Genomic DNA, 1,764 nt, shown 5'->3' on the forward strand with positions numbered 1-1,764 from the left:
TTTCTGCCCTTTTTTCACTGTTTCCTTTTCTTCTTTACCCCCAATATTTCTGCATATTTTTCCAAAAAACGCTTGACAAATCAATAAAAATTTGCGGCGAAGCCACTTGATTGTAATTACTTTTCAAGGAGGTTTCGACTATGCTGAAACATTGGACTTCTCATGCTGAATATCAGCAATCTATTTCCCAGGCTGTTACGGATCTTTCTCCTTCACAGCTTAAAAAGCTTTCCTTTTATAACGATTCTCTGGATAAACTTACTTCCCTCAATCTTGATCCGATCGGCGAGCTCCTGGCTCCTTACTACTCCTATACTGGACGCCCCGCTCTTCATCAACCAGAAATCCTTCGCTCCTTTATCCTTATGATGGATCAGGAAGTTCTCAGTATTACCAATTGGGTTAAGTTACTTCACTCCGATGACTTACTTTCCATGATCATTGGCCTTACTACGGAGCAGCTTCCTCCTCTTGGCTCTTATTATGACTTTATCGATCGCCTTTGGCTTCGCAATTCCTCTCTCGACAGAGCTGATTCAAAAAGGCTTTTCCATTTCCCCAAAAACTCCAGGCCTTCTAAAAAACCTGGCAAAGGCAAGAAGCTTCCCAATAAGCATCCACAGATCGTCTCCAAATGTGTTGACTTTGCTTGTTCCGGCAACGACTTTCCCTTCCATTATGAACGCCTGCTACAGGAACTTTTTTCTTTAGCTGCTATCGTTCCATCCCTACAGCTTGGTCTTATTCCTGATGTCCCCATCACAATTGCTGGCGATGGCACCTGTGTCCATTCACACAGTGACTCTCTCGGGCGTAAGGTCTGTGATTGCAGGAAACAAGGGATATGGGGCTGCAAGTGTGACCGGCGCTTTCCTGCCTTTGATGCTTCCATCGGATGGGACAGTGACTTAAACACATGGTTTTATGGCTATACACTCTATGCGCTTTCTACTTATAATAAAGAACTTCACGTGGATTTGCCTCTCCATTTGCGCTTTCTTGATGCCAGGCGCCATGATAGTATTGGCGGAATTATTGCCCTCCATGAATTTCGCTTACTTAACCCCGATATTCCCATCCGTAATCTTTGCCTGGATTCAGCTAATGATAATTATCCTACCTATCAGCTCTGCAAGGATTGGGACATCTTTCCCTTTATTGATTTGAATTCTAACCGGGGCAGACCTGCCTCCATTCCTGGTGAAATCCTCATTGACACGGATGGAACACCTTTGTGTCAGGCAGGAAACCGAATGGTGAACTGGGGAATTTCATCCGTCCGTAAAGGTCGAAAGTGGCGTTGTCCGCTAAAATGCGGTAAAGTACAAACTTGTTCCTGTCAGGGTTCATGTTCCACTTCCGACTACGGGCGTGTCATATATACGAAACCGGACTGGGATATCCGCCTCTATCCGCCTGTTCCAAGAGGAACTAAGGAATACAAAGAGACGTATAAAACCAGAACCTGTTCCGAGCGAATTAATAACCGGATTCTCAATGATTACCATTTACATGAAATGAAAATCCGCGGGAAAAAGAGATATTCCTTCTTTGCCATGATCATCGGGATCAACATCCACTTGGATGCCCGCATCAAGAAAACAAAGCTGGAAGTATCCTAACATCTCGTTTTCCATATTTTTTCAAGTCTGCCTATGGGAGACTTTTTTGGCATGCCCTTCTTTCAAATTTTTCGTAACAAATCCAGGCATGTCTGTCAATGCATAAAATGCTATGATTATTCATTAGTTTCCGAGACTACTC

At 43.7% G+C, this 1,764-nt stretch carries 1 protein-coding gene; it reads left to right on the top strand.

The window, feature by feature from the left end:
* Positions 1-140 precede the first annotated feature (140 nt).
* On the top strand, positions 141-1,622 hold the full coding sequence (locus ACRDCA_RS24565) for a hypothetical protein (protein ID WP_438691878.1): 1,482 nt from the start codon (positions 141-143) through the stop codon (positions 1,620-1,622).
* Positions 1,623-1,764 lie beyond the last annotated feature (142 nt).

Source organism: Serratia sp. (in: enterobacteria), from assembly GCF_051654945.1.
GTDB lineage: Bacteria > Pseudomonadota > Gammaproteobacteria > Enterobacterales > Enterobacteriaceae > Chania.

What these genes read in the sequence shown, in the direction of transcription:
- ACRDCA_RS24565 (WP_438691878.1), top strand. Translation starts at nt 141, where the DNA reads ATGCTGAAACATTGGACTTCTCATGCTGAATATCAGCAATCTATTTCC.